Source organism: Kitasatospora sp. NPDC127116, from assembly GCF_042677365.1.
Classification (GTDB): Bacteria; Actinomycetota; Actinomycetes; order Streptomycetales; family Streptomycetaceae; genus Kitasatospora; species Kitasatospora lactacystinica.
Genome location: NZ_JBHXTL010000061.1, coordinates 34,102 through 56,072, shown reverse-complemented (window position 1 = coordinate 56,072; position 21,971 = coordinate 34,102). Strand labels below are relative to the sequence as shown.

The following is a 21,971-nucleotide window of genomic DNA, read 5'->3' as shown; positions in this document are numbered from 1 at the left end:
TTCGGACCGCCTTCCAGCGGACCCTCCGGGCTTCGTTCTTTCGTGTTTCCAGCTTATCAGATGTTTTCCGCTCCGTTTTCCGGAGTTTCATTCATCCAATTTCCCGAACTGGCCGGTTCCGCTTTTCGCGACGTCCCCCACATTAGCTCATTCCGAGTGCTACCCGAAATTCACGCTCACTCGGTCGGCGGGAATGCCAAGAAGCCCATTTTCATGGGGATCAGAGTGAGAGTGGGTCTTGCTGAGTGGGATGGCCGCTCCAGCGACTCGTTCAACACTAGGCCACCTGGAGGACATCGTCAAACGTCGAGGGCCGGATCTGTCCAGATCCGGCCCTCGGGGCTCAAAGACGCAGCTCAGAGCAGGTGTGTTTTCAGCCAAGCTTCAACCGGCCGGTCTGTCGACCAGTCCGTCGGCCGGTCAGCCGGCAGCGACCAGCTCCGCCGCCGCCAGGTTGCGCTTTCCGCGCCGCAGCACGAGCCAGCGGCCGTGCAGCAGGTCGGCCTCGGTCGGCACGGCCTCCTCATCCGTCACCTTGACGTTGTTGAGGTAGGCACCGCCTTCCTTGATCGTCCGGCGGGCGGCCGAGCGGCTCGGCGACAGACCGACGGCGACCAGCAGGTCGACCACCGTCTGCAGCTCGGACACCTCGGCCTTCGGGACCTCGGCCAGGGCGGCGGCCAGGGTCGGGGCCTCCAGATCAGCGAGGTCGCCCTGGCCGAACAGCGCCTTTGACGCGGCGACCGCGCGCTCGTACTGCTCTGCGCCGTGCACCAGCGTGGTGAGCTCCTCGGCGAGGGCGCGCTGGGCGAGACGGGCGGCGGGGCGCTCGGTGGTCTCGCGCTCCAGTTCCTCGATCTCCTCCTTCGAGCGGAAGCTGAAGATCCGCAGGAAGTTGGGGACGTCCCGATCGTCCGCGTTCAGCCAGAACTGGTAGAAGGCGTACGGGGTGGTCAGCTCGGGGTCGAGCCAGACCGTACCGGACTCGGTCTTGCCGAACTTGGTGCCGTCGGCCTTGACGATCAGCGGCGTGGCCAGCGCGTGGACGGACTTGCCGTCGGCCTTGCGGATCAGATCCGTGCCGGCGGTCAGGTTGCCCCACTGGTCGCTGCCGCCGGTCTGCAGGGCGCAGCCGTAGCGGCGGTTCAGCTCCAGGTAGTCCATGCCCTGGAGGATCTGGTAGCTGAACTCGGTGTAGCTGATGCCCGCGTCGGAGTTGAGCCGCCGGGCGACGGCCTCCTTGGCGATCATGTTGTTGACCCGGAAGTACTTGCCCACGTCGCGCAGCAGGCTGATCGCCGACATCCCGGACGTCCAGTCCAGGTTGTTGACCATGCGCGCCGCGTAGGGGCCCTCGAAGTCGAGGAAGCGCGAGATCTGGCCGCGCAGGCGCTCGACCCAGCCGGCCACCGTCTCGGGGTCGTTGAGCACGCGCTCGGCGGTGGGCTTCGGGTCGCCGATCAGGCCCGTGGCACCGCCGACCAGGCCGAGCGGGAGGTTCCCCGCCTGCTGGATGCGGCGCATGGTGAGGATCTGCACCAGGTTGCCGAGGTGCAGGCTGGGGGCCGTCGGATCGAAGCCGCAATAGAACGTGACCGGGCCGTCCGCGAACGCCTTGCGCAGTGCGTCCTCGTCAGTGGACAGGGCGATCAGCCCACGCCACTGCAGCTCGTCGACGATGTCCGTCACGGTCACGCTTCTCCTTCGATCGGGCGTCCGCCCAGTGCTGGCCCGGTTCGGTCGGGCTCCGGGTCGGTACGACTCCAGCCTGATAGAGCCTACGCGGTTCCGGCCAGCGAGTTTCCCCGAGGCACCCCATCGAGCTGGGCGGCCCGCTCTCCCGGTCCCTCCCCCGATACCGGAAATTCCGTTGTTCGACGGCTGTGGGCCCATTCAGAGTGGTTCCATCGCCGTGCGGCGGCAGTGACGTGTGTGGAGACGGTCGTGCCGCCGTGGCACGCCCGCGGGAAGGGTGTGCCGAGTGCGCAACACGCTGGTTCTGAACGCGAGCTACGAGCCCCTGACGACGGTGTCGCTCCAGCGCGCCGTCGTCCTGGTGCTCCAGGACAAGGCGGTGGTGGAGCAGGCGCATCCGCTGCGCTCGATCCGGGGGACGGGCGTGGCCGTCCCGGTGCCACGGGTGATCAGACTGCAACGGTACGTACGGGTGCCGTTCCGACAACAGGCTCCGTGGTCACGGCGGGGTGTCCTGGCCCGGGACCAGCACCTCTGCGCGTACTGCGGCCGGCGGGCCACCACGGTGGACCACCTCCAGCCCAGGTCGCGCGGTGGTGCCGACAGCTGGATGAACACCGTCGCCGCGTGCGCGGAGGACAACCAGCACAAGGCGGACCGCACACCGGAGCAGGCCGGGATGAAGCTGCTGCGGCGGCCGTTCGAGCCGACGCCGCAGGCCAGTCTGATGCTGGCGCTCGGTCTGCGCAGCTCGGAGGTCCGGGACCTCGCCGACTGGCTGCCGGCCGTACCGGGCCGGCCCGTCTCCGCGGCGTGAGGCGATTGCCGGGAGACGGTTCGCGGGAGACTGCTCGCGGGAGGTGGTTCCGGGGAACGGGAGCACTCTCGACGTTCTCGACCTGAGGACACCCTCAGTGCTCGGACGGCGGCGGGTGGGGCGGCGCGCCGGCGTGGTGCGGGGCGGAAGGCCTCAGTCCTTCGCCTGGTACCCCGCCGCCGTGCCGTAGTTGGTCGAGTGCTCGGGCACCACGACCACCTGTCCGCCGCCGATCAGCACTCGTCCGGAGATCAGCAGTGAACCGGTGCCGGCCGGGAAGTTGCCGCCGGTCGCCTCCTGACCGCCCGCCAGCGGGAACCTGCTGAGACGGGCGGGCTGGTCACGGCGTTCGTCGGCGGCGAGCACCAGCGATCCGCCGTCGATGCCGACCGCCCGGACGGCGCCCTTCGCGGCGCTCGGCACCTTCCAGCGCTGCTTGCCGGTGTCCAGGTCGTAGCCGACCGCGGCCACCGGCCCGCCGCCGTTCGGCGGTTCCAGGGTGGTGACCATCGTCCGGCCCTCGAAGTAGACGCCAGGAGTGGCCGAAAACGTACCGTGGGCGACGTCCAGCCGACCGCCGTCGACGGCCACCGGGATCTCGGCGGCCGGGTCGCCGCCCGCGCCCCAGGCGAACACCCGGTCGTCCTCGGGCTTCCCGCCGGTCGTGAGGACCACGGACGGCTCGGCGGACAGCACCGTCACCGTCTTCGGCTGGTTGTTCAGGCCCCGCCACCAGCCGACCTTGCCGTCCGCGATGTTCAGCGCGACGGCCTGGTCGGCGGGGGTCGAATCGGCGCAGGAGGAGGCGACGAGCACGGTCCTTCCGCTGACGCCGCCGGACAGGGTGCAGAACTTGCCCTGGCCGGTGTACTGCCAGACGTCCTTCCCGTCGGCCGACTCCCAGGCCAGCGCCCGGTCGTCGCCGACGGCCACCACCTTGTCCTCGGTGACACCGACCCGCGCCGAGTAGGCGCCCTTCGTGTCCGAGAGGGTCTTGGTCCACGCGGTCCTGCCGGTCTTGGTGTCCACGGCGGACACCAGCGTGCAGGGACTCTTCGGATCGGCCTGCGGACGGAACAGCGCCGCGCCCAGGCCTGCCTGGTTCACTCCCGCCGACAGCCCGCACGGGACGGCCCCGGCGGCCGGCGGCTCCACCGACCAGGTCGGCTTGCCGCCCGCCCGGTCGTACGCGCGGACACCGGAGCCGTCGGCCCGGACCACCGCGTCGGCCAGCAGCCAGCTGCCGATCAGCGTGTCGTCGCCCCCGGCCGGACCGGCCACGGCAGGCTGCGCGGCCCAGGCCCTGGTGTGCGCCACCGCGAAGCCCGGCTCACCGCCGCTGCTCGCCGCCGCGCTGCCACCGCCCTCGGTCCCGACCATCAGCCCCGCCGCCACCAGTACTCCCAGCGCGGCCACCCCGGCACCGGTCCGCACCAGCAGGGCCTTGCGGCTGGGCACGTGATCCCCTGCCAGCACTGCGTCGGCGGCCTTCCGTGCCTTGGCGGAGAGCGAAGAGGCCGCGCCGGTGCCCGCGCCGGCACGGGCACCGGAGCCCCGGCCGGCACCTCGGCGCGCGGAGGCCCGCGACGGCGAGGCGGGCTCGGCCTGCGACTCGGGGGCCTGCGTCGTAGAAGTCTCCGCGGGCTGTTCCGGGACGGTCACGGGCACCTGCCCGGCCTCTTCGAGGTGCACGTAGCCGTCCGCCGAGTACTCCGCCCCGGCCGGGACGTACAAGCCCTCCCCGGCGGGCTGCCGCGGGGCGGCGTACGGTGTGGCGGCCTGATGCGGCTGCGCGTGGTCCGGGTACTGCGGATACGGCTGGTACTGCTCCTGAACGCCGTAGTGGCCCTGATCCTGGCCCTGGACGTAGCCGCCCTCGACATAGCCGGTCCGACCGTATCCACTGTGGTCGTAACCGCTCTGGTCATAGCCGGCCTGGTCATGACCGGCCTGGCCGTAGCCGGTGTCGTAGCTGGTCTCGTAGCCGGTGTGCCCGTAGACGCCTTGGCCGAGCTGCGGCTGCTGCCCGTACTCGGCCGAGCCGTAACCCGCCTGCTGCTGCGGCTGCCACTGCGATGGCTGCTCCGGCGTCTGCTCCTGCTCGGCGTACCCGCCGTGCCCGCTGTGCCCGCCGTTCTGCCAGTCCGAGTGGCCCTCGGACGGCCACGGCTGTTGGGGGTGGGCGTCTCCGAAGGGCTCCTGCGCCATCCGTTCCGTCCCTCCCGAGCCATCTGCCTGCCGATGCGGCAGTCAGCATCTCACGCCTGCCCGGAGAGGCGGCCCGGGCCCTCGGTCGGACGGGCCCGGGCTCCTCGGCCGTGCCGCGTCAGGCCGCCGACTCGACGCGCAGGGCCTCGTCGATCCGGGCGGCGAGGGTGAAGTCCAGCCCGGTGAGGCCGCCGGCGCTGTGGGTGGACAGGAGGAAGCGCAGGGTTCGCCAGCGGATGTCGATGTCGGGGTGGTGGTCGAGCGCCTCTGCCTGCTCGGCGACGGAGACGACCACCCGGATCGCCGCCGGGAAGTCCGGCGCGTCGGCGGTACGGGCGATGCTGTCGCCCTCCCGCTTCCATTGGGGCAGCGCCGCCAGGGCTGCCGTGATCTCGTCCTCGTTCAGCCGCGCCCTGCTGCTCATCGCCGCACTCCTGGTGGGTCGTCCGGTGGGTCGTCGCTCCGGGGCCGGGGAGCTCCGGAACCGGGATTCCGGGCCGTTCAGGCGCCCGGGAACCGGTGTCAGGCGGCCTTCCGGCGCGGACGGGCCACCAGTTCGCCGCCGCAGTTGGGGCAGGTGACGGCCATGGCCTCGGTGCAGTCCGGGCAGAAGGTGCACTCGTAGGAACATATCGAGGCGCGGCCGTCCGCGGTCAGCGACACCGCGCAGCGCTCGCAGCTCTCACGCATCTCCAGGGCCATGGCGTACTCCTCCGACCTGCATACGGTCTGACGGTCGTTCAACTCAACAACAGCTTGGTGACGGCCACGAGGCCGACCACCACGATGACAACGCGCAGCGCGGTCGGCGGGAGACGACGGCCGACCTTGGCCCCGAGCAGGCCTCCGACCAGCGAACCCGCCGCGATCAGACCAGCGGCGGCCCAGTTCACGGTCGAGGTGAAGAGGAAGAAGAGCGCGGCGACCGCGTTCACGATCAGCGCCAGGGCGTTCTTCACCGCGTTGATCCGCTGGAGGTCCTCCTGGAGCAGCATGCCCATCAGCGCCATCAGCAGCACGCCCTGCGCGGCACCGAAGTAGCCGCCGTAGATGCCGGTCAGGAACACCCCGACCAGCAGTACCGGGCTGCCGTCCGGATCGCCGCCGGGGCGGCGGCGGGCGGCGACGGCCTTGGCCACCCGGGGCTGGATCACCACCAGGACGAGCGCCAGCAGGATCAGCGCCGGGACGATCGCGTCGAAGGCCCCGCTCGGAAGCTTGATCAGCAGCAGCGCGCCGAGCAGCCCGCCGAGCAGGGAGGCGGTGCCCATGCGCAGCACGCGGCGCCCCTGGTCGGCCAGCTCGCGGCGGTACCCGATCACCCCGCTGAGCGAGCCGGGGACCAGGCCGAAGGAGTTGGAGACATTGGCGGTGACCGGTGGGATGCCCACGGCGAGCAGGACCGGGAAGGTGATCAGCGTGCCGGAGCCGACGATCACGTTGATCATCCCGGCGCCGACGCCGGCCACCAGGACGGCGATCGACTCCCAGAGCGTCATGGGTCACCTCTCCTCTCGGTCCTGTCCGAGGGGATCATGCCGGACGGCCCTGCAGGCCGACCAGACCCGCCCACGATTCGGGACGCACGCCACAGTGCCCGGTACGTACGCTTCGGCACCGTGAAAGGCCGAGGGCCCGCCACCTCTCGGCAGCGGGCCCTCGGCGAAGCACGGTTCGACCGATCACTCCGGGTCGATCTTCGGGTACTCCCGGACCGGGTCCACCCGGGGACGGGCGGCGCCCTTCTCGGTGTCCACCGGCCGCGGGCCGGACGCCGGGTCCAACGGCACCTGGGTGGCGGCCGGGATCGTCTGCGGGACACTGGGCGCCGCGACCGCGCCGCCGTTCACCCCGCCGTTGCCGGTCAGGCCGGTGAAGGCCCCGCCGAGGCCCTTGAGTGCGTCGCCGACCTCGCTGGGGATGATCCAGAGCTTGTTGGAGTCGCCCTTGGCCAGCTCGGGCAGGGTCTGGAGGTACTGGTAGGCCAGCAGCTTCTGGTCGGCGTCGCCGTCGTGGATGGCCTCGAAGACCGTCCGGATCGCGGCCGCCTCACCGTCCGCGCGCAGGACCGCGGCCTGCGCCTCACCCTCCGCCTTGAGCACCTCGGCCTGCTTCTCACCCTCGGCCTTGAGGATCTGGGCCTGGCGCTGGCCCTCGGCGGTGAGGATCGCGGCGCGCTTGTCCCGGTCGGCGCGCATCTGCTTCTCCATCGAGTCCTGGATGGAGGTCGGCGGCTCGATCGCCTTCAGCTCGACACGGTTGACCCGGATGCCCCACTTGCCGGTGGCCTCGTCCAGGACACCGCGCAGGCCAGCGTTGATGACCTCTCGCGAGGTCAGCGTGGACTCCAGGTCCATCGAGCCGATGATGTTGCGCAGCGTGGTGACGGTCAGCTGCTCGATCGCCTGGATGTAGCTGGCGACCTCGTACGTCGCGGCGCGGGGGTCGGTCACCTGGTAGTAGATGACGGTGTCGATGTTGACGACCAGGTTGTCCTGGGTGATCACCGGCTGCGGCGGGAACGGCACGACCTGTTCGCGCAGGTCGATCCGGTTGCGGACGCGGTCGATGAACGGGACGACGATGTTCAGCCCTGCGTTGAGCGTCCGGGTGTAGCGGCCGAAGCGCTCCACGATCGCGGCGCTGGCCTGCGGGATGACCTGGATCGTCTTGATCAGCGCGATGAAGGCCACCACGACCAGGACGACCAAAACGATAAGGACGGGTTCCACGGACTCTCCCCTAGACGACCAGGGCGGTCGCGCCCTGGATTTCGACGACGTCGACCTGCTGTCCAGGCTGGTACACCTGGCCCGGGTGAAGCGCACGGGCCGACCAGATCTCACCGTTCAACTTGATCCGCCCGCCCTCCCCGTCGACGGTTTCCGCGACGACCGCGGTGGCGCCCTGGAGCGCCTCGATGCCCATCTTGACCTGCGGGCCCTTCTGAAGCTGCCGGTAGGCGATCGGGCGGACGAAGACCACCAGTGCGACCGAGACGACGACGAAGGTCAGGGTCTCGGCGACCACTCCCCCGCCCAGCGCGGCCACGACGGCGGCGGCCAGCGCCCCGACCGCGAACATGGCGAACTCCGGCATCGCGGTGAGCACCAACGGTATGCCGAGCCCTGCGGCGGCCAGGAGCCACCAGATCCAGCTGTCCACACGTCCATCCTAGGGAGCGAAGGCCTTCGAAGCGGACAGTTCCCGCAGGTCGAGGGGCGGAAACCGGTCGCGCGTGCGACCGGTTTCCGACGGCCTTCCGGATGAGCGGACGAAGGGGCCTCAGCCCAGCGGCAGACCCTGGGCCGACCAGCGGTCTCCGTGCCGCTCCAGGGTGAGCGGCAGGCCGAAGCACTTGGAGAGATTACGGGCGGTCAGCTCGGTGTCGATCGGGCCGGCCGTGAGCACCTTCCCCTGTCGGATCATCAGGACGTGGGTGAAGCCCGGCGCGATCTCCTCGACGTGGTGGGTGACCATCGCCATGGCCGGGGCGAACTCGTCCTGGGCGAGCGCGCCGAGCCGGCGGACCAGGTCCTCGCGGCCACCGAGGTCGAGGCCCGCGGCAGGCTCGTCGAGCAGCAGCAGCTCGGGGTCGGTCATCAGGGCGCGGGCGATCAGGGTGCGCTTGCGCTCGCCCTCGGAGAGGGTGCCGAACTTGCGGTCGGTGAGATTGGCCATGCCGAGGCGGTCGAGCAGGGCGAGGGCGCGGACCTCGTCCGACTGCTCGTAGGTCTCCTGCCAGCTGACCGTCATGCCGTACGCGGCGGTGAGGACGGTCTGGAGCACGGTCTGCTCGGCCGGCAGCTTGTCGAACATGGCGGCGCCGGCCAGGCCGATCCGGGAACGCAGCTCGAAGACGTCGATCTCGCCGAGCTTCTCACCCAGCACCGTGACCTTGCCCGAGGTCGGGAACAGGTACGAGGAGGCGATCTGCAACAGCGTGGTCTTGCCGGCGCCGTTCGGGCCCAGGATGACCCAACGCTCGCCCTCGGAGATGGACCACGAGACCTGGTCGACCAGCGCGCGCCCCTCCCGGACCACGGATACGTCCACCAGCTCCAGCACGTCGCTCATGCCTACGCCTTCCCCAAAAAACAAGATTCTCGGCCGTCGGTGCGGGCGGCGAGCCTACTCCGGCAGCCGGTGGGCACGGGGTGGGTGCGCCGCACACGCATGGGCAAACCTACGCCACGCGGATGACCGCCGATTCCGTAGGCTGGCCGGATGCTCGTGACTCCTGCCGACAATCCGTACGAAGAGCCCCGTTCGGGGCGGCTCACCGCATGGGGCAACGCCTTGCTGGCGGGCCTCGTGCCGCCGGACGACGCCGCCACGGCCGTCCTGGGCCGGGACGAGATCCACCGGGTCACCGGACTGCCCGGCGACGAGCCCGGCGAGCAGCACGGGCTGACCTGGGCGCTGGGGCGGCTGCGGGTGCTCGGCGTGAAGGGTCTGCGTCTCGCGCTGCCCTCAGCCGGGCATCCGCTCGGGCTGACCGGTCCGAAGGCCTTCAACGAGCAGGCCATGAGTGCGGGCGAGGCCGTCCTGGCCGTCGGTGCACCACTCGGGCTGGTGCCGGAGGTGGAGGTGTACGGCCCGGCCGGCGACCGCTCGGCCACCGTGCTGTGGCGTTGTTCCGAGGTCAACGACACACCTCCGGCGGACGTGCCGTCGCTCCACGAGGCCGAACGTGAACTGGCCGACGGGCTGCGGGAGGCGACCGTCATGCTCGCCCGCCTCGACGTGGCCGGCGCCGGACCTGAGGCCTTGCGCGCCCTGGATGCCTACCGCCGCCGTGGCCACAGCGAGCTGCTCGCTCCCGGGTACCCGCCCCGGGCTGTCCGTGTCCTGGAGTCGGCCCGCCAGGTGTCCGCCCTCCTCTCCATCGCCTCCGGCGGCCACGGCGCTGCCGTCAGCGCCTCCGAGATGGCGGCCCGCCAATCCGCCCTGGCCCCGCTGCGGCGCACCGCCCGGCGCGCCCAGGTCGCCGCCTACAACGCCCTCGTGGACGAGCGAGACGATCGCTGAGAGGTGCTGGGCCGCGGAGTCGGCGGTGGCGAGCGCGATCGCCTCGGCGCGCTGGTATCTGCCGTCGGGCCCGGCGGCCAGGCCTCCCTGCGCCGTCGTGGCCACCAGCCGGCACCGGGGCCACCCCAGGACTTCGGCTGCCTCCTCCGCCGAGTAGCTCTCCGCGAGTCTCCGTTCCAGCGCCTCAGCCGCGGCCCGTGCCGTGGCCGCAGCCTTGTGCATGCGCTCCGTGACAGTCTGCTGCACCACGGCATACGGGACGGCGGCCAAGGCCTCCCGGCTGTAGGTCGGCCAGCCCCGGTATCCGCCGCAGGGGCGTAGCTCTCCCGCGGCGGCGAGCCGCCTGATGTCCTCGGCGATCACCAGCAGACCTGTGGTGTGGCCCAACACCGTGGCCGCCTTGGCCGCCCCCACGGGCGGCACGGCGCCGAGCGCGAGGATGATCTCCTCGGTGCGGGCCTTCAGCTGTACCTCGACGAGCGCCGACCAGGTGCCGTTGTCGAGGTCCGGCTCGGGGATCAGTTCACGTTCCCGTGCCAGGTTGAACTGCCAACGCCGCATCTGCAGTCGACGTCTCAGCAGCTCCGGCCCGTAGGCCTCCCGGTCTCGGGCTGTCTCCCGGGCCAACCTCGCTCTGCGCTCGACGTCCTCTGCTGCACGATTCCCTGCCCTCGCCACCTGACACCCGGACAAGGGGCGTCCTGGCGCCCGCCCTCGGCCCCCGTCCTCGACAGTTGACTGCGACCCAGGCCCGGACATCGGAGGCTCGTCGAACAGGTGGCATGTCACCTCAAGCTCATGAGCCAGCACGACAGGCCCGCACTGATTGCGCATCGCGTTCATCCGGCCCTCCCTCGGGATCGGTGTCGGCGATCAGCCTGGCACAGCCGAATGGCGATGGATCACCTGAATTCGGACCAACCCTGCCGAACGGCACATGCTGGACCACCGTTTGACGCCCTGCCTGGCCGAAAACCTGCCGATCGGCACGGCGCCTGCGCCACTACGTCGCGCCCCCGGCGCGCTACCCCTCTCGGGCCTCGCCGTGACGAACGGCCCAGAGTGCCGCCTGGGTGCGGTCGCTCAGGTCCAACTTCATCAGGATGTTGGACACATGGGTCTTCACCGTCTTCTCCGAGAGGTGCAGACTGCGGGCGATCTCCCGGTTGGAGCGGCCATCGGCGATGTGTCCGAGCACTTCGCGCTCGCGCTCGGTGAGCGTGCCACCTCGACCCTGCGGAACGCGCGGGCCGTCGTCGGCGAGCAGTGCCTCGGCCAGTTCGGGCTGGAGCAGAACGTGACCGGCGTGCACCGACCGAATCGCCCCGGCCAGCGCCTCCGGGTCCACGTCCTTGTACACGTAACCGGCCGCACCGGCCCGCAGCGCGGGAACCATCGTGCGGTGCTCGGTGAAGCTGGTGACGATCAGGATCCGGGCGCGGCTGCCCTCGCCCTTGAGCGTGCGCAGCGCCTCGATGCCGTCGACGCCGGGCATCTTGAGGTCCATCAGGACGACATCGGGGTCGAGCTCACGGGCCCGGTCAATACCCTCCGCCCCATCGGCGGCCTCCCCGACCACCTCGATGTCGTCCTGGACCTCCAGGAAAGTGCGCAGCCCGCGCCGAACCACCTGGTGGTCGTCGACCAACAGGACTCGGATCGACGGTGTGCTCTCAGGCACCGGGGACCTCCATCTCTACGAGCGTCCCCCGGCCGGGGGCCGATTCCAGGGTGAGTGTGCCGCCGACGGCGGCCGCGCGGTCGCGCATAGAGGCCAGGCCGAGGTGACGGCCTGCTCGCCTGACGGACTCCGGATCGAAGCCGCGCCCGTCGTCGTGCACGCGCAGCACCGCACCGCGCGCAGGCGTCCCTGCCAGGGTGACGGTGACCCTGCGGGCGCCGGAGTGGCGCAGCGCGTTGTGCAGCGCCTCCTGGGCGACTCTCAGCAGTGCGGCCTCCTGGGCAGGCGGCAGCGCCCGGACCCCGTCGGCGGCGAAGGCGACGTCGGCGGTGTGCGCCCGGTCCAGGACCTGCACCTGGGAGGCGAGAGTGGCGCTGAGCCCGTCCTCCTCCAGGGCTGCGGGACGCAGCTCCACGACGACGGCGCGCAGTTCGTCGGCTGCCTCGGCGGCGAGACGGGCGACCTCGGCGAGCTCGGCACGTGCCCGGACGGGGTCGCGGTCGACGAGCTTGGCGGCCGCCTTGGCCGTGAGCCGGAGCGAGAAGAGCTTCTGCGAGACGGCGTCGTGCAGGTCGTGGGCGATCCGGGCACGCTCGCCGGCCAGCGTGAGCTCGCGGCTGCGCTCGTACAGTCGGGCGTTGGACAGTGCGAGGGCCGCGTGCGCGGCGAGGATCCGCAGGAGTTCCTCGTCGTGATCGGTGAAGAGGCCGCCGCCACGCTTGTTGGCGAGGAAGATGACGCCCATCACCTGCGGCTCGTCCTCGGCCGCGTCGGTGTCCAGGATCGGCATGCCCAGAAAGGCGTCCATATCGGGGTGGGCTGCGGGCCATCCTTCGAAGGTGGGTGCCTTGCGGACGTCCGCCAGCCGGGTGGGGCCGGTCTCGTGCAGCATCACGGCGAGTACACCGTGCTGTCGGGGCAGCGGGCCGATCGCCCGCCACTGCTCGTCGGTGACACCGTCGACCACGAACTGGGCGAAGCCCCCGTGGTCGTCGGGCACGCCCAGGGCCGCGTACTCGGCGCCGAGCAGTCCCCTGGCGGAGGCGGTGATGCGGCGCAGCACCTCACGGACCTCCAGGTGCCGGCTCATGGCGAGCAGTGCCTGGCTGACGGCCTCGATCCCGGACAGGCAGGGTTCGCAGGCGGGCAGCGGGCCCCGGTGGGTCCGGTGGTCTCCGGTGGTGCTGGACATACCGCCAAACTACCGCCGCCCCGGCGACCGCCGCGTCCGTCCGCGGCCGCCCCGGGCCCGGGTCCGGGGACCTAGGCCGCAGGGCCCGCCCGGAGCCTCATGAAAGCGCCCGGAACGCCGAGAGGCGGCCCTCCCTGCTGGGAGAGCCGCCCCTCGGCCTGCCGCCGGAGAGTCGGAGAAGGGGTCAGCCCTTCTGCATGACCTCGGGCTCGTGCCGACGCTGGAGCCGCGTCACGAGGACGCCGATGGCGACGGAGATGACGATCAGCACACCCGCGTCGATCGCCCACTGGGCGACGCTGTGCTTCCAGAGCGGGTCGTAGTTGGGGTTCTGGAAGTCCTTGTTCCAGGGGCCCATGAGCACGGACAGGTCGAGCGTGGTGGACACGATGCCGGTGCCCCAGCGGGCCGGCATCAGCCAGGCGACCTGCTCCAGTCCGGGCTTGCTGAAGATCTGGAAGAGGCAGCCGGTGAAGACGACCTGGACGATGGCGAACATGACCAGCAGCGGCATGGTCTTCTCGGCGGTCTTCACCAGCGCGGAGATCATCAGGCCGAACATCATCGCGGCGAAGCTCAGCAGGATCATGCCGATGGTCATCTCGATGATCGGCAGGTTCTTGACGATCAGGCCGTGCTCGGGGAGCTTGCGCGGCAGGAAGCCGACGGCGGAGATGATGGCGCCCTGGATCACGCTGAAGAAGCCCAGCACGATGATCTTGGACATCATGTACGCCGAGCGGGAGAGCCCGGTGGCTCGTTCCCGCTCGTAGATCGCCCGCTCCTTGATCAACTCGCGGACCGAGTTGGCCGCCCCGGAGAAGCAGGCGCCGATCGCCAGGATCAGCATGATCGTCGCGGCGCCGCTGTTGAGGTGGAGCTGTGTCTTGGGGTTGGGTGCGAGCCCCGGTTCGTTGGGGATCAGCACGCTGACCGCGCCGATGACGGCGGGCAGCAGCACGGACAGCGCGAGGAAGCCGCGGTCCGAGGCGAGCACCGACATGTAGCGGCGCATCAGCGTCCACAGCTGCGAGCCCCAGCTCTGCGGCTTCGGCGGCTTGACGGCCTCCTGGGCGACCTGGACGTGCTGCACCTCGCCCGCCTCCACGGTGGGCGCGGAGTACTGCTGGTAGTGCACCGAGCCGCGGTAGCGGCCGGCCCAGTCGTGGTCCGGGTAGTTCTCGAAGGCCTGGAAGACGTCCGCCCAGGTCTCGTACCCGAAGAAGTGCAGCGCCTCGTCCGGCGGGCCGAAGTAGGCCACCGAGCCGCCCGGCGCCATCACGAGCAGCCGGTCGCAGAGTGCGAGTTCGGCCACCGAGTGGGTGACGACCAGGATGGTGCGGCCGTCGTCGGCGAGGCCGCGCAGCATCTGCATGACCTCGCGGTCCATGCCCGGGTCGAGGCCCGAGGTGGGCTCGTCCAGGAAGATCAGCGAGGGCTTGGTGAGCAGCTCCAGGGCGACCGAGACACGCTTCTGCTGGCCGCCGGAGAGCGCGGTGATCTTGTTGTCGGCACGCTTGTCCAGGCGCAGCTCGTACAGCACCTCGTCGATCCGGGCGTCGCGCTCGCGCGCCTCGGTGTCGCCGGGGAAGCGCAGCTGGGCGGCGTACTTGAGGCCCTTCCGGACGGTGAGCTCGCGGTGCAGGATCTCGGACTGCGGCACCAGGCCGATGCGCGAGCGGAGCTCGGCGAACTGCTTGTAGAGGTTGCGGCCGTCGTACAGGACCTCGCCGCGGTCGGCCGGGCGGTAGCCGGTGAGGGCGCGCAGCAGCGTGGACTTGCCGGAGCCGGACGGGCCGATGACCGCGACCAGGGACTTCTCCGGGACGCCGAAGCTGACGTCGTCGAGCAGGACCTTCTTGCCGCCCTTGTGGTCGACCTCGACGGTCAGGTGGCGGGCGGAGAAGGAGACCGCGCCGGTGTCGACGAACTCCTGCAGCTGGTCGCCGACCAGGACGAAGCTGGAGTGGCCGACGGTCAGCCGGTCCTGCGGGCCCATCAGCTGACGCTGCACCCGCTGGCCGTTGAGGAAGATGCCGTTGTGGCTGCCGAGGTCGACGATCTCGTAGCGGCCGTCCGGGAGCTGACGCAGCTCGGCGTGGTGGCGGGAGACCTGGAGGTCGGACACCACGATGTCGTTGTCGAGCGCACGACCGATCCGGGCGGTGCGCATCGAGGACGTCAGGTTGCGGATGATGGTCGGCTGCGGCCCGCCGCCACCGTGCTGCGGCGGGGCCGGGAAGTCCTGCTGCTGCGGGAAGCCACCGTGCTGGGGCTGGGGCTGCTGCGGGGCCGACTGGGCCTGCGGCGGCGCGTACTGCTGCTGCGGGAACGGCGACTGGGCCTGCGGCTGCCCGGGCCAGGCCTGCTGCTGCGGCTGCTGGTACGGGTCCTGCTGCGGCCAGCCCTGCTGCGGGGCGGGCTGCTGGGGCGTGGGCACCGGGCCTCGGCTGGTGGCGGCCTCGTGCATCGGGGTGGCCTGTGGAGCCGCCGCCTGCGGAGCGGCGGCGTGCACGGGTGCGGAGAAGCCGAGCCGGGGGCCGTTCTCCGGGTTGCCCAGGTTGACCACGGCACCGGGGAACAGCTGGGCCTGCAGGGTGCGGGCCCCGGCCACGTACGTTCCGTTGGTGCTGCCGTGGTCGTCCAGCTGCCAACCGCTGCCGTTGAAGCTCATGGTCCCGTGCTGCCAGGAGACCCTGGCGTCCTCGAACGGGAAGTCCGACTGAGGGTTGCGCCCGATGGTGTAGGACCGCCCGGGCTCCAGAGTCCGCTGCTGTCCGTTGATCTCAATGACGAGTTGCGGCACTGCTCGCCTGCCCCGCTCTCTCGGTTCCCCCGAATTGTGGCCCCCGGCCGGGGCTGCGATGTTTCTCTGACTGACGGGGGGAATCATTCCAGCCCGCCGACCGCCGGTGAAAGTCGGCCCGGGCGACTGTGACCAGGCTGCTACCGACCCCGGACCGCGCCGTCCCGCGAGGTGGGACGGGTGCCCCCGGGCCGTCGGGCGCCCGGTAGCGTGGGAGGCACCATGAACGCATCGCCCCTGGCCGCTGAGCCCCTCCCCGCCGCCCAGCACCGGACCGCGGACGAGCGCACCCTGCTCGTCAAGGTGTTCGGCAAGGACCGCCCCGGCATCACTGCCGGCCTCTTCGCGACGCTGGCCGGCTTCGGCGTCGACGTCATCGACATCGAGCAGGTCGTGACCCGTGGCCGCATCACGCTCTGCGCGCTGGTCACCCCGCCCCCCGTACCCGCCGCCGAGGGTGGGCTGCGGGCCACCGTCCACCGCTGGGCCGACGAGCAGAAGCTCCAGGCCGAGATCCTCTCCGGCATCGGTGACAACCGGCCGCGCCGTGAGGGCCGTTCGCACGTCACGGTGCTCGGCAATCCGCTGACCGCCGCCGCCGTCTCCGCGCTCACCTCCCGGATCACCGCCTCGGGGGGCAACATCGACCGTGTCTTCCGGCTCGCCAAGTATCCGGTGACGGCGGTCGAGCTGGCCGTCTCCGGTGTGGCCACCGACGAGCTGCGGGCCGCGCTGGCCCAGGAGGCGGCCACCCAGCGGGTGGACGTCGCGGTGGTCGCCGCCGGGCTGGAGCGCCGGGCGAAGCGCCTGGTGGTCATGGACGTCGACTCCACGCTCATCCAGGACGAGGTGATCGAGCTGTTCGCCGCCCACGCGGGCTGCGAGGAGGAGGTCGCCGAGGTGACGGCGGCGGCGATGCGCGGCGAGCTGGATTTCGCCGAGTCGCTGCGGGCCCGGGTGGCGCTGCTGGCCGGACTGGACGCCTCGGTGACCGAGAAGGTCCGCGCCGAGGTCCGTTTCACACCGGGGGCGCGCACCCTGATCCGTACGCTCCAGCGCCTCGGCTACCAGGTCGCGGTGGTGTCCGGCGGCTTCACCCAGGTCACCGACCACCTGGTGGAGCAGCTGGGCCTGGACTTCGCGGCCGCGAACACCCTGGAGGTGGTGGACGGCAGGTTCACCGGCCGGGTGGTCGGCGAGATCGTGGACCGGGCGGGCAAGGCCCGTTGGCTGGCCCGCTTCGCCGAGCAGGCGAAGGTGCCGCTGGAGCAGACGGTGGCGATCGGCGACGGCGCCAACGACCTGGACATGCTGAACGCGGCCGGCCTCGGGGTGGCGTTCAACGCCAAGCCGGTGGTGCGCGAGGCCGCCGACACCGCGGTGAACGTGCCGTTCCTGGACACCGTGCTGTACCTGCTGGGCATCACCCGTGAGGAGGTCGAGGCAGCCGACGCGCTGCACGGCACCCCGACCGAGACCGATTAGGAGCCGGCCCGGCAACGGCCGGTGGAGTGAGGCCCGAGGAACAGCCCGAGGAGGGCGCCCGGCCCGCGGACACGGACCGGTACGGCCTGCGGACACAGACGAGGGGCGCGCGGATCGCATCCGCGCGCCCCTCACCTGTGTTCCCGGGGTCAGTCCTGCGGCGTGTGGTACGAGACCAGCTCGGCCACGCCCGGCTCGACGCCCTTCCAGGAGCCGCTGAAACTGAGCACCGCGATCGCCGCCGTCGGGAAGCCACCGAGCCGCAGCCGCTCCAGCGCGTCCCGGTCGCCCGCGTCCCCGGCCAGCACCTGGGTCAGACCCAGCACACCCGGGTTGTGACCGACCAGCACCACGTCCGAGTACTCCTCCGGGGTCTCCTGGAGCACGGCGATGATCTCGCCGGGGCTCGCCTCGTAGACCCGTTCCTCGTAGACGGTCTTGAGGGGCCGCTGCGGCAGCTCGTGCACCGCCAGCTTCCAGGTCTCTCGGGTGCGCAGCGCGGTGGAGCAGACCACGTAGTCGGGGTTGATGCCGGAGTCGACCAGCCAGCGGCCGGCGTCCGGGGCCTGGTGACGGCCCCGGTCGGCCAGCGGCCGGTCGTGGTCGTCCACGCCGTTCGGCCAGTCGGCCTTGGCATGGCGGAGAACGATGATCCTGCGGGGCGTGTCGGCGCTCATACCCAGCAAGCTTGGCAGAAAAGCGGCCCGGCGGCGCGATGCTCCCGGACGCCGCCACTCCGAGGGACGACGAGTGTCACCGTGTCCCGTTCACCGGAGCGTCGGGTGGAGTACGGGCGCAGGGGCGCAGAGGCGTCCGTCAGCCGATCGAGGCCGCGACGGTGGCGATGAGCGCCACCAGCACCACGATGGCGGAGAAGGCGAGGGCGATGCGGCCGAGCTGCTTGCGGCCGTCGGTGGGATTGGGATCGAGAACGGGCATGTCCGGAATTCTCCCATCCCGAACACGCCCGCCGTCCGCTGGCCCCACCCCCTTGGCCGGGCCTTGACCTTGGCCGTCGGGCCCTGGGCCCGGGCCCCGGGCTCCACCGCCGCGTCCGGCCGCCGCGTCCGACCGCTCGGTGTCAGGCTGTCAGGCCTCGGCCCGCTCCGCCGGGCGCACCGCCTCGTCCTCGATGTGCCGGGCCCGCGCGGCGCGCAGGCCGAACAGCATCTGCGGAACCAGCAGCAGCGACAGGAAGCCCAGCGGCCAGTACCACTCACCGGTGGCCCCGTAGAGCCAGCCGACCAGGATCGGGCCCGGGATGGACACCAGGTATCCGATGCCCTGGGCGAAGGCGGAGAGTTGCGCGACCCCGCCCGCCGACCGGGCCCGCAGTCCGATCATGGTCAGCACCAGCGGGAAGGCGCAGTTGGACAGGCCCAGCAGGACCGCCCAGAGCCAGGCGCCCCCGGCCGGGGCGAGTGCCAGCCCGGCGTACCCGGCGATGCCGCAGCAGGCCAGCACGACCACGAACAGCCGCTGGTCGCCGCGCCGTGCGGCCAGGTTGGGCAGCACGAAGGAGACCGGCACGCCGATCACCATGGTGACCGCGAGCAGCACCCCGGTGGTGCCCTCGCCGATGCCGGCGTCCTGGAAGATCTGCGACATCCAGCCCATGACCACGTACGCGCCGGTGGCCTGGAGGCCGAAGTACCCGGCCAGTGCCCAGGCGGTCCGGCTGCGGGTGATCGGCAGCCGGACGGGGGCGGCTGCGCCGGCGGCCCGCTCGCCGCGCTCCCGCTTGGCGATCAGCACCAGCAGCCAGAGCACCAGGGCGAGCGCTCCCAGGACGGCCCAGACACCCAGGCCGTAGCGCCAGTCGCCGCCGAGCGACTTGGTCAGCGGCACGGTGACGGCCGCGGCCAGCGCGGTGCCGGCGGACAGCGCCATCGAGTAGAGGCCGATCATCGGCCCGACCTTGTCCGGGAAGTACCGCTTGATCACCACCGGCAGCAGCACGTTGGAGACCGCCACCCCGGCCAGGGCGAGGGCGGTGAGCAGCAGGAACACGGCAGTGCCCCCGGCGAACGAGCGGGCCAGCACGCCCGCCGTGATGGCGCCCATGCCCGCCGTGACGACCGCGATCGGACCGATCCGACGGGCCGCCGCGGGCGCGGCGAAGCCGAACAGCCCGAAGCACAGCGACGGGACGGCGGTGAGCAGCCCGGCGAGCGTCGGGTTCATCCCGAGGTCGTCGCGGACCTGCTTGAGCAGCGGCCCGAGGCTGGTGACCACGGGGCGCAGGTTGAAGGCGGCGGCGGCGATCGCGACGGCGAACAGCCAGCCCAGGTACTTGGCCGAGCCGGAGGCGGCGGGCTGCTCGGCGGTCGGTGTCCGGCTCTCGGTCCGGGCGGAAGCGGTGGTGTCTGCTGCGGGCATGGACAGCATCATAGAATGATGGGATGAATTGATGCACCTTGGAATTGGCATGATGTGCCGACCGTTCATCGTCCGGCCACTTCCCACCCAGGCCCCATCCGAGCCGTAGCCGTCAAGGAGTCCCCCGTGGCGCTGTCCTCGCCGAGGCGCACCCCGCTGTCCGACCAGGTGATCGCACAGCTGCGTGCCCAGATCACGTCCGGGGAGTGGCCGGTCGGCTCGCGCATCCCCACCGAGGCCGCCCTGGTCGAGCAGCTCGGCGTCGCCCGCAACACCGTCCGCGAGGCCGTCCGCGCCCTCGCCCACAACGGACTGCTCGACATCAGGCAGGGCTCCGGCACGTACGTGCTGGCCACCAGCGAGCTGGCCGGAGTGATGCACCGCCGCTTCGCCGACGCCGACCAGGGCCAGGTCGCCGAGCTCCGTTCGGCGCTGGAGACCTCGGCGGCGGCCCTCGCCGCCCGCCGCCGCACCGCGCACGACCTGGAGCTGCTGGACGGCGCGCTGGCCCGCCGGGAGGCCGCCTGGCACTCCGGCGGCGCCGAGGACTTCGTCCAGGCCGACGCCGCCTTCCACCAGGCCGTGGTGGCCGCCGCCCACAACGACGTCCTGCTCGCCGTCTACGCCGACCTCGGCGAGGCCACCCGCGAGCTCCTGCGGCACGACATCGGCCCCGAGCTGATCGCGGAGCGCTACATCGGCCACCAGGCCATCCTGGAGGCGATCCGGGCCGGTGACGTCGAGCGCGCCGCCGTCGAGGCCGGCCGCGCCGCCCCCGGTGGCTGCGCCCCGACCGAGGCCTGACCGCCCACCGGCCCGACACCCCGGCCGCCCCGTCCCAGGAGGCCACTCCCGGAAGGCCCCTCCCGGAAGGCCACGCTCAGGAAGCCACGCTCAGGAGGTCCCTCCCGAAAGCCCCCTTCCCGAGAAGCCCGGCCGAACGAAGAACCCCGGCCGAACGAAGAACCCCGGCCGAACGAAGCACGAAACGCCGCTGCCCGGCACCCCCGCGAGGGAGGGCCGGGCAGCGGCGTACGGGCGGAGCGTCAGGCGCCGATGGCGTGCAGACCGCCGTCGACGTGGATGATCTCGCCGGTGGTCTTCGGGAACCAGTCCGACAGCAGCGCGACGATGCCGCGGCCGGCCGGCTCCGGGTCGCTCAGGTCCCACTTCAGCGGGGAGCGGTGGTTCCAGGTGTCGGCCAGGTCGCCGAAGCCCGGGATGGACTTGGCGGCCATCGAGCCGATCGGACCGGCCGAGATCAGGTTGCAGCGGATGTCCCGCTCGCCCAGGTAACGCGCCAGGTAGCGGTTGGTCGACTCCAGGGCGGCCTTGGCCGGGCCCATCCAGTCGTACTGCGGCCAGGCGAACTGCGCGTCGAAGGTCAGGCCGACCACCGAGCCGCCGTCCTGCATCAGCGGCAGCAGCGCCGTGGTCAGCGACTTCAGCGAGTACGCGGAGACGTGCATCGCGGTGGCCACGGACTCCCACGGGGTGTCCAGGAAGCTGCCGCCCAGCGCGTCCTGCGGCGCGAAGCCGATCGAGTGGACGATGCCGTCCAGGGTCGGCAGGTGCTCGCGGACCTGGTCGGCGATGCCGGCCAGCTGCTCCGGGTTGGAGACGTCCAGCTCCAGCACCTTGACCGGGTGCGGCAGCTTCTTGGCGATCCGCTCGGTCAGGCTCGGGCGCGGGAAGGCGGTGAGGATGATCTCCGCGCCCTGCTCCTGCGCGAGCCTGGCGGTGTGGAAGGCGATGGAGGACTCCATCAGCACACCGGTGATCAGGATCCGCTTGCCTTCGAGGATTCCGCTCATGATCAGTGACCCATGCCCAATCCGCCGTCGACGGGAATGACGGCTCCAGTGATGTACGCGGCCTCGTCCGACCCGAGGAACCGCACGGTGGAGGCGACCTCGGCGGGCGCCGCGTAGCGGCCCAGCGGCACGCCCGAGACGATCTCCGCGCGGCGCTCGTCACTGAGCACGGCGGTCATGTCGGTGTCGACGAAGCCGGGGGCGACCACGTTGACGGTGATGTTGCGCGGGCCGAGCTCGCGCGCCAGCGACCGGGCGAAGCCGACCAGGCCGGCCTTGGAGGCGGCGTAGTTGGCCTGGCCCGGGGAGCCGGACAGGCCCACCACGGACGAGATCAGCACGACACGGCCCTTCCGGGCACGCATCATCAGCTTGGAGGCGCGCTTGACCACCCGGAAGGTGCCGGTCAGGTTGGTGTCGACGACGGAGGTGAAGTCCTCCTCGGACATGCGCAGCAGCAGGGTGTCGTTGGTGATGCCCGCGTTGGCGACCAGCACCTCGACCGCACCGTGCTTCTGCTCGATCTCGGTGAAGGCGGCGTCGACCTGCGCGGCGTCCGTGATGTCGCAGCGGACCGCGAGGACGTCGTACTTGGCCAGCGCTTCGGGCACCTCACCCGAGCGGCTGGTGATGGCCACCTTGTCGCCCGCTTCGGCGAAGGCCTGGGCGATCGCGAGGCCGATGCCCCGGTTTCCTCCGGTGACGAGAACCGAGCGGCTCAACGATCCACCTCTCTCCGTGTGTGAGCACGTACGTCGGAATGCGTACGCAGTGTGACGCTATCGGGCGGTCGGCGGCGGCGGCGCATCGGGCTCCCACAGCGCCTCCCCGGCGGATCTGTCGCAATCCGACAATCCGTGCCC

20 protein-coding genes are annotated in these 21,971 nt (G+C 71.4%); 4 read left to right on the top strand and 16 right to left on the bottom strand.

The window, feature by feature from the left end; genetic code table 11:
- Positions 1-420 precede the first annotated feature (420 nt).
- Positions 421-1,689, bottom strand: a complete 1,269-nt coding sequence (gene tyrS, locus ACFVHV_RS23680; RefSeq protein WP_359911503.1) for a tyrosine--tRNA ligase — start codon at positions 1,687-1,689, stop codon at positions 421-423.
- 292 nt (positions 1,690-1,981) lie between these two features.
- Between tyrS and ACFVHV_RS23675 the strand changes: the two genes are divergently transcribed.
- Complete coding sequence (locus ACFVHV_RS23675) at positions 1,982-2,512, top strand: HNH endonuclease (RefSeq protein WP_359911434.1); 531 nt, start codon at positions 1,982-1,984, stop codon at positions 2,510-2,512.
- A gap of 153 nt (positions 2,513-2,665) precedes the next feature.
- Here the strand turns inward: ACFVHV_RS23675 and ACFVHV_RS23670 are convergent, their stop codons facing one another.
- The 7 genes from ACFVHV_RS23670 to ACFVHV_RS23640 all read right to left on the bottom strand — a co-directional run bounded on the left by ACFVHV_RS23670 (position 2,666) and on the right by ACFVHV_RS23640 (position 8,797).
- The gene (locus ACFVHV_RS23670) at positions 2,666-4,720 is read right to left on the bottom strand and encodes a PQQ-binding-like beta-propeller repeat protein (RefSeq protein WP_380353192.1); all 2,055 of its coding nucleotides are present in this window, start codon (positions 4,718-4,720) and stop codon (positions 2,666-2,668) included.
- Positions 4,721-4,838: 118 nt separating this feature from the next.
- Positions 4,839-5,144: a 4a-hydroxytetrahydrobiopterin dehydratase gene (locus tag ACFVHV_RS23665; protein ID WP_359911440.1), complete on the bottom strand. Its 306-nt coding sequence runs from the start codon at positions 5,142-5,144 to the stop codon at positions 4,839-4,841.
- Between the two features lie 98 nt (positions 5,145-5,242).
- Positions 5,243-5,422, bottom strand: coding sequence for a DUF1272 domain-containing protein (locus ACFVHV_RS23660; protein ID WP_380353190.1), 180 nt, complete (start codon positions 5,420-5,422; stop codon positions 5,243-5,245).
- 38 nt (positions 5,423-5,460) lie between these two features.
- Positions 5,461-6,219 (bottom strand): sulfite exporter TauE/SafE family protein, encoded by a 759-nt coding sequence (locus ACFVHV_RS23655; RefSeq protein ID WP_359911446.1) that lies wholly within the window; start codon positions 6,217-6,219, stop codon positions 5,461-5,463.
- Between the two features lie 183 nt (positions 6,220-6,402).
- On the bottom strand, positions 6,403-7,452 hold the full coding sequence (locus ACFVHV_RS23650) for an SPFH domain-containing protein (protein ID WP_359911449.1): 1,050 nt from the start codon (positions 7,450-7,452) through the stop codon (positions 6,403-6,405).
- A 10-nt stretch (positions 7,453-7,462) separates the two neighbouring features.
- Positions 7,463-7,885, bottom strand: a complete 423-nt coding sequence (locus ACFVHV_RS23645) for an NfeD family protein (RefSeq protein ID WP_359911452.1) — start codon at positions 7,883-7,885, stop codon at positions 7,463-7,465.
- Between the two features lie 120 nt (positions 7,886-8,005).
- A complete protein-coding gene (locus tag ACFVHV_RS23640; RefSeq protein ID WP_359911455.1) occupies positions 8,006-8,797 on the bottom strand; it encodes an ABC transporter ATP-binding protein in 792 nt (263 codons plus the stop codon).
- A gap of 150 nt (positions 8,798-8,947) precedes the next feature.
- Here ACFVHV_RS23640 and ACFVHV_RS23635 point away from each other — a divergent pair, with 150 nt between their 5' ends.
- Positions 8,948-9,751, top strand: coding sequence for a hypothetical protein (locus tag ACFVHV_RS23635; protein ID WP_359911458.1), 804 nt, complete (start codon positions 8,948-8,950; stop codon positions 9,749-9,751).
- A 1,024-nt stretch (positions 9,752-10,775) separates the two neighbouring features.
- Here ACFVHV_RS23635 and ACFVHV_RS23630 read toward each other — a convergent pair.
- The 3 genes from ACFVHV_RS23630 to ACFVHV_RS23620 form a co-directional block, all read right to left on the bottom strand.
- Positions 10,776-11,432 carry a response regulator gene (locus ACFVHV_RS23630; protein ID WP_380353187.1) on the bottom strand — a complete coding sequence of 219 codons (657 nt, stop codon included), beginning with the start codon at positions 11,430-11,432 and terminating at the stop codon, positions 10,776-10,778.
- Positions 11,425-12,522: a GAF domain-containing sensor histidine kinase gene (locus tag ACFVHV_RS23625; RefSeq protein WP_380353200.1), complete on the bottom strand. Its 1,098-nt coding sequence runs from the start codon at positions 12,520-12,522 to the stop codon at positions 11,425-11,427. Before ACFVHV_RS23625 ends, ACFVHV_RS23630 begins: the two co-directional genes overlap by 8 nt.
- Before the next feature lie 286 nt (positions 12,523-12,808).
- Positions 12,809-15,430, bottom strand: coding sequence for an FHA domain-containing protein (locus tag ACFVHV_RS23620; RefSeq protein WP_380353185.1), 2,622 nt, complete (start codon positions 15,428-15,430; stop codon positions 12,809-12,811).
- A 222-nt stretch (positions 15,431-15,652) separates the two neighbouring features.
- Here ACFVHV_RS23620 and serB point away from each other — a divergent pair, with 222 nt between their 5' ends.
- Positions 15,653-16,915, top strand: coding sequence for a phosphoserine phosphatase SerB (gene serB / locus ACFVHV_RS23615; RefSeq protein ID WP_380353183.1), 1,263 nt, complete (start codon positions 15,653-15,655; stop codon positions 16,913-16,915).
- A gap of 149 nt (positions 16,916-17,064) precedes the next feature.
- Here serB and ACFVHV_RS23610 read toward each other — a convergent pair whose 3' ends face one another.
- The 3 genes from ACFVHV_RS23610 to ACFVHV_RS23600 all read right to left on the bottom strand — a co-directional run bounded on the left by ACFVHV_RS23610 (position 17,065) and on the right by ACFVHV_RS23600 (position 19,303).
- Positions 17,065-17,592 (bottom strand): histidine phosphatase family protein, encoded by a 528-nt coding sequence (locus tag ACFVHV_RS23610; RefSeq protein WP_359911470.1) that lies wholly within the window; start codon positions 17,590-17,592, stop codon positions 17,065-17,067.
- Between the two features lie 139 nt (positions 17,593-17,731).
- Entirely contained in the window at positions 17,732-17,854 is a 123-nt protein-coding gene (locus ACFVHV_RS23605) for an SGM_5486 family transporter-associated protein (RefSeq protein WP_359911473.1), read from the bottom strand.
- Between the two features lie 150 nt (positions 17,855-18,004).
- The gene (locus ACFVHV_RS23600) at positions 18,005-19,303 is read right to left on the bottom strand and encodes a CynX/NimT family MFS transporter (RefSeq protein WP_380353181.1); all 1,299 of its coding nucleotides are present in this window, start codon (positions 19,301-19,303) and stop codon (positions 18,005-18,007) included.
- 117 nt (positions 19,304-19,420) lie between these two features.
- Here ACFVHV_RS23600 and ACFVHV_RS23595 point away from each other — a divergent pair, with 117 nt between their 5' ends.
- Positions 19,421-20,098, top strand: a complete 678-nt coding sequence (locus ACFVHV_RS23595) for a FadR/GntR family transcriptional regulator (protein WP_380353180.1) — start codon at positions 19,421-19,423, stop codon at positions 20,096-20,098.
- A 242-nt stretch (positions 20,099-20,340) separates the two neighbouring features.
- On the opposite strand, the gene fabI is transcribed toward ACFVHV_RS23595, so the two are convergent.
- Together fabI and fabG are read right to left on the bottom strand one after the other, a co-directional pair.
- Positions 20,341-21,108, bottom strand: a complete 768-nt coding sequence (gene fabI / locus ACFVHV_RS23590; RefSeq protein WP_359911482.1) for an enoyl-ACP reductase FabI — start codon at positions 21,106-21,108, stop codon at positions 20,341-20,343.
- Positions 21,109-21,110: 2 nt separating this feature from the next.
- A complete protein-coding gene (fabG, locus tag ACFVHV_RS23585; protein ID WP_359911485.1) occupies positions 21,111-21,830 on the bottom strand; it encodes a 3-oxoacyl-[acyl-carrier-protein] reductase in 720 nt (239 codons plus the stop codon).
- Positions 21,831-21,971: the final 141 nt, after the last annotated feature.